Annotated in this window: 7 protein-coding genes; 1 reads left to right on the top strand and 6 read right to left on the bottom strand. The window is 70.3% G+C overall.

Annotation, left to right across the window (positions count from 1 at the left end):
• The coding region (locus AB0J64_RS56830) for a response regulator transcription factor (protein ID WP_364047021.1) at positions 1-425 on the bottom strand (425 nt) is incomplete at its 3' end.
• A 65-nt stretch (positions 426-490) separates the two neighbouring features.
• Complete coding sequence (locus AB0J64_RS56825; protein ID WP_364047024.1) at positions 491-940, bottom strand: pyridoxamine 5'-phosphate oxidase family protein; 450 nt, start codon at positions 938-940, stop codon at positions 491-493.
• 168 nt (positions 941-1,108) lie between these two features.
• On the opposite strand from AB0J64_RS56825, the gene AB0J64_RS56820 reads away from it, so the two are divergent.
• Positions 1,109-1,546 carry a hypothetical protein gene (locus AB0J64_RS56820; RefSeq protein WP_364047018.1) on the top strand — a complete coding sequence of 146 codons (438 nt, stop codon included), beginning with the start codon at positions 1,109-1,111 and terminating at the stop codon, positions 1,544-1,546.
• A gap of 73 nt (positions 1,547-1,619) precedes the next feature.
• Here AB0J64_RS56820 and AB0J64_RS56815 read toward each other — a convergent pair whose 3' ends face one another.
• From AB0J64_RS56815 to AB0J64_RS56800, 4 genes are all read right to left on the bottom strand, one after another.
• On the bottom strand, positions 1,620-2,183 hold the full coding sequence (locus AB0J64_RS56815) for a DJ-1/PfpI family protein (RefSeq protein ID WP_364047015.1): 564 nt from the start codon (positions 2,181-2,183) through the stop codon (positions 1,620-1,622).
• Between the two features lie 403 nt (positions 2,184-2,586).
• Positions 2,587-3,180 carry a hypothetical protein gene (locus AB0J64_RS56810; RefSeq protein WP_364047013.1) on the bottom strand — a complete coding sequence of 198 codons (594 nt, stop codon included), beginning with the start codon at positions 3,178-3,180 and terminating at the stop codon, positions 2,587-2,589.
• Positions 3,177-3,563: a hypothetical protein gene (locus AB0J64_RS56805; protein ID WP_364047010.1), complete on the bottom strand. Its 387-nt coding sequence runs from the start codon at positions 3,561-3,563 to the stop codon at positions 3,177-3,179. Before AB0J64_RS56805 ends, AB0J64_RS56810 begins: the two co-directional genes overlap by 4 nt.
• The gene (locus tag AB0J64_RS56800) at positions 3,560-4,597 is read right to left on the bottom strand and encodes a hypothetical protein (RefSeq protein WP_364047007.1); all 1,038 of its coding nucleotides are present in this window, start codon (positions 4,595-4,597) and stop codon (positions 3,560-3,562) included. Before AB0J64_RS56800 ends, AB0J64_RS56805 begins: the two co-directional genes overlap by 4 nt.
• Positions 4,598-4,691 lie beyond the last annotated feature (94 nt).

Here is a 4,691-nt window from a genome sequence, read left to right as displayed (position 1 = left end):
GCCGCCTGGTCGCGCAGCCGCTGCAGCATGGCGGCGGTGGTCTGCGGGTCGAGCAGCGACTGCCCGGAGGCGACCGTGCGTACCGCGCCCACCAGGTCGGAGCCGTGGATCTGCTTGAGCACGTAGCCGGAGGCGCCCGCCATCACCGCGTCGAACAGCGCGTCGTCGTCGGCGAACGAGGTCAGCATCAGGCAGGCGAGTCCTGGCATCCGGGAGCGGACCTCCCGGCACACGTCCACGCCGCTGCCGTCCGGCAGTCGCACGTCCAGCACCGCCACATCCGGTTCCAAGGCAGGGATACGGGCGATGGCCGACTCCGCGGTGCCCGCCTCGCCGATCACCTCGATGTCGTCCTCGGACTCCAGTAAGGCGGCCACACCCCGCCGCACGACCTCGTGATCGTCCAGGAGAAACACACGAATCATGCCCTTGACGCTAGCTCCTCGCGCCGCGCGCCCCTAGGGTCCAAAGTCCCCAAGATCCAGTCGTTCTAGGCCGAGGCCGCGACGGGAACCAGCATGAAGCCGGTGACGATCTCAGGCTGGATGCGGATCACCTGGTCCATCTCGCCTTCCACCCAAGGGCGGAGCATGGCCTTGTACCAGGCCGCCTCCCGCGAGTCGGTCACGGGCCGTGCCATTCCGGTGACGATCACACTCCAGCCCAGGCGCTGATGACTGTCCAGCTCATCGGCTTCGAAAGCCACCACGGCCTCCGCCGGCTCCACGTGGGTGCTGAGGATCGTGCCGGGAGTGGAGCGGATGACGATCTGCCCGTCGACGACGAGGTGGTTCACCGGCCGAACCGCGGGAAGCGCGTGACGGGTGAAGACAATCCGGCCGAACGGCACGCCGGCCAGCAGGCGCAGCGCCTCGGCCTCGGGAAGCTCCTGGAGATGCCGTGCACTCATCTCGTCCGGCCACTCGTCGTACTGGTACATCACCCTGACAGCCTGCCGTTCCCGCCGCGCCGGAAACAGGGACCAAAGTCCTTTCTTTCCCCAACAAGGTCCCCGTGCCTACGGCGAGAGAATCCGACAGGATCTGCGAGGAGGGCGGTTACCTGCCGCACCCGTGCTGGAGATGGCCCTGACCGGGGGAGGAGCGTCATGACGTGGTGGTCGGCGGTGCGGTTCCTGCACGTGCTCGGGGCCGCGCTGTGGGTCGGCGGGCAGCTCACGGTGTCGCTGGTGGTGCTGCCTCTCGCCCGTCGCCTGCTGGACGAGCGGCGGCGCGGGCAGGTCCTGACCGCTGTCGGCCGCCGCTTCGGCCTGCTCACCGTCGCGGCGTTCCTGCCCGTGCAGGTCGTCACCGGCGTGGCCGTCGCCTGGCACAAAGGCGTCACCTGGGCCTCGCTGGCCGAGCCGGGCTACGGGCGGATCCTGGCCGCCAAACTGCTGCTGTTCTGTGCCGTCATGGCCGCGGCGGGAGCGCACGGCTGGGCCTCGGGGGCGGGCCGTCCCAGGCTGGCGCGGGCCATGGCGGTGGCGTCGCTGGTGGGTTCGCTCGGCGTGGTGCTGCTGGCCACCGCGCTGCCCGTCACCTGAACGCGTCATCGTCTGCCATGACCTGGACGGGGGTAATCATCGGCAGGCGCAGTGCCAGCACGACCGAACCACCTCACAACGGCACGTTCGCGCCCTCCAGCACGCGCATGAACGCACGCGACCATTCAGGCAGGTCCGGCCAGCCACGACAGGAGACCATCGCGCCGTCCACCACGTCGGGGGCGTCCACGAAGGTCGCACCCGCCATCTCCATGTCGGCCCTCAACGGCGGGAACGCCGCCGTGGTACGGCCGCGCAGCAGGCCAAGCGCCGCCGGCACCTGCGGGCCGTGGCAGATCGTGCCCACCGGCAGGCCGCGCTCGAAGAAGTAGTGCACGACACGGGCGACGTCGGGATCGGTGCGGATGTACTCGGGCGCGCGGCCGCCCGGGATCACCAGCGCCTGGTAGTCCTCAGGGCGCACGTCGGCGAATGCGAGATCCACCGGCAGTTGATGGCCGGGCCTCTCGGTGTAGGCGTCCCAGCCGGGCTCGAAGTCGTGGACCACCAGCTTCACCGCACGCGTGGTGGGGGCGGCCACGATCGCCTCATGACCCCCTTCCCGGAGCCGGAAGACGGGGTACATGGAGTCCAGCTCTTCCGCCGCATCGCCGGTCAGAACAAGCACTCGGGCCATGACTCGCTCCTATTCTCCCACGGTGGATCTTAATCCGCATGGGCCAGAAATGGCAGACCCCGCCGGAAGCCTCACCCGCGGACCGCTGTGTACGCCGAGCAGCGTCCGGACCACGCGCACGCTGCGGTGCGTTCGGCGCTCGAGCCCGGCCCTCGAGCCCGGCCCTCGGGTGCTCGACCTCGGTGCCGGAATGGCGAACTGCTCACCATCCTGGTCACGGTGGGCGCCGACGTCGTCGCGGTCGAGCCGACCCGGCGATGCCGGCGATCTGCGCCGCGCGCTGCGGGGTAGCCGGCCGCGCCAGGGGCCGGAGCGAGGTCGCTCAGCCCACCTTTCCGGCCCGGGCGAGGTCCTGGTCGGTTGCCCTCTCCTGTTGTATTCGCCAATCCCCGGCCGGCCGAATTCAGCGCCGGACGCCCATGCGATGCCGCCAGGCGAAGGCGATCCAGGCCGCGAGGGCGACGAGCGCCACGAGGACGATGATGCCGATCTTGAGGGGAGTCCCCATCGCGCCTTGGTCGTCCATCACGGTCGCCGGCGCGGCGGCCTTGTTCCGCGCGGCCGCTGTCGCCTGGCCCGTTGCGGGGGCGGTCGCCGTTACGGGTGCGGCGGCGACAACGCCCGCCTTCACCTTCACCGTCGCTTTCGCCTTGGAGGGCTCGGTCGCGGTCACGGTGACCCGCCACTCGCCGCTCGGCAGCGGCTCGGCGGAGCGGTAGAGGTTCTGGCCTTCGGGCGCCGACCTGAGCGGCACCGGCCCGAAGGAACGGCCGTCTGCCGAGGTCGCCTTCAGCGTGGCCTCGACGATCTCCGTGACGGGATGGCCGTCTTTTCTGTACGTGACCAGCACGTTGACGTTGTCGGCGCCGTCTCCCGTCACCTCCAGCTTGATCGGCCCGCCGTGGGCGGAGGCCGCCGGTGCGCCGAGCACCAGCGTCAGCCCGGCCAGCAGGACGGTGAGCAGCACGGTGAGGACGTGTGCCGGTGCCTTGTTCACGAGTCGTGACTCCTCTCGGGTTCGGTGTCGGGGGTGAGCGCCCCCTCGCCGGGTGATGTCGGTAGGAACACGTGCTGGTGGCCGTAGCCCGCGTCGATGTTCACGGCGTCGAGAGCGGTGGCTCCGATCGACCAGGTGAAGAGCGCGTCGGCGCGTCGCCGTACCGCGGGGTCCATTGCGGCGGCGCGGGTTGCCTGCTGCCACGTCTCGACGTCGGCGGCGGTCACCGCGGCAGGCCCCGCGGTGTCGTCGGCCGGCATGGCCCGGCTCAGCCCGTCGAGCACGGGGAGAAGCCGGCCCCACGTCGCACCCTGTGCGGGGGCCGGTCGCCTGGGTCGGTTGATGGTCGCCACCTCCTGGAGGCGGATGTCGATGGCGCTCACGCCTCCTGAGGCGTGCCTTTGCGGTGAAGCATGATCAGCTTCTCGATGCGCCTGCGGCGCCAGGCGGCGAACAGCCGGATGGCGAAGGGGGCGAGGACGAGGAGGACGAGGAGGGCGAGCTGCGGCCACGGCAGGGCCCAGATCGTGGTGTTGATCGCCATCCGCTGGGCGGTGACGCCCGGGATCGGCTTGCCCGCGGGCGAGGGGATCGCCGTGACCGTCGTGCCGATGGGACCCAACGGCCAGGCGCCGGGCACCCGTGCCACGAATGTGCGGCTGCCGCCCGGCATGAGCTCCCTGGTCTTGGCCGCGGACGGGTCACTCCAGGTGTTCTCGCCCACGAGCGTGGACGTCAGGACCCGGTTCTCCGTGACCAGCCTGACGTTGCCGACGTTGGCCACGGTGTAGGTCACCTCGACGGATCCGGCGGCGAAGGGATTCCACGATCCCGTGTACTCGGCCTGCACGTCGGTTACCGCCACCTTGGCCACATAGTCGCCGGTGACGCGGATGTTGAGGCGGACGCCCACCCGGTTCTGGACCCGTACCTGACCGGAGACGGTCTCCAGGGACGCGGTCACGCCTGCGGGGTGATCGCCCGGCGTCGCGTTCTGGGGGATCGACACCGTCACCGGCACGACGGAGGTGGCCCCGGCGGCGATGGTCACCTTCTCGGGAACCGCTATCCAGGAGCCGCCGTCGGTCGGTTTCACGTCCGAGGGTCGCATGTCGAAGTAGCCCTTGGAGGTCAGGTAGCCGTCGTTGGCGTCGATGGCGAAGTCGACCGGCTGAGTGGAGCGGTTGATGACCGCCACATGCTCGACCACCTGCTGTCCGCCGGCGAGTTCGAGGTCGATGGCGCTGCGGCCGTCAGGACCGTCGGCGTTGGCCGGAACGACCGACCAGGTGGTGTCGGCGTCCGACGGGGTCGCGAACGCGACCGTGGTGACCAGGACGGCGACCAGCAGGGTAACGCCGACAGCGGGTAGGACGGCGAGGTGGGCCAGGGCGCCTCGCGAACGGCTTGTGGTCAACAGAGGTGTCTCCAGTCTCATCGTGGTCGTCCGGGACCTGTGAAGGTTTCGCCCTGCAGCCCGGCGCTCATGGCCCAAGCCCGTCCGGCGTTCC

Source organism: Nonomuraea sp. NPDC049695 (assembly GCF_040674955.1).
GTDB lineage: Bacteria > Actinomycetota > Actinomycetes > Streptosporangiales > Streptosporangiaceae > Nonomuraea > Nonomuraea helvata.
Note: the sequence above shows the minus strand (reverse complement) of the source record. Positions and strands in the feature narration are given on the sequence as shown.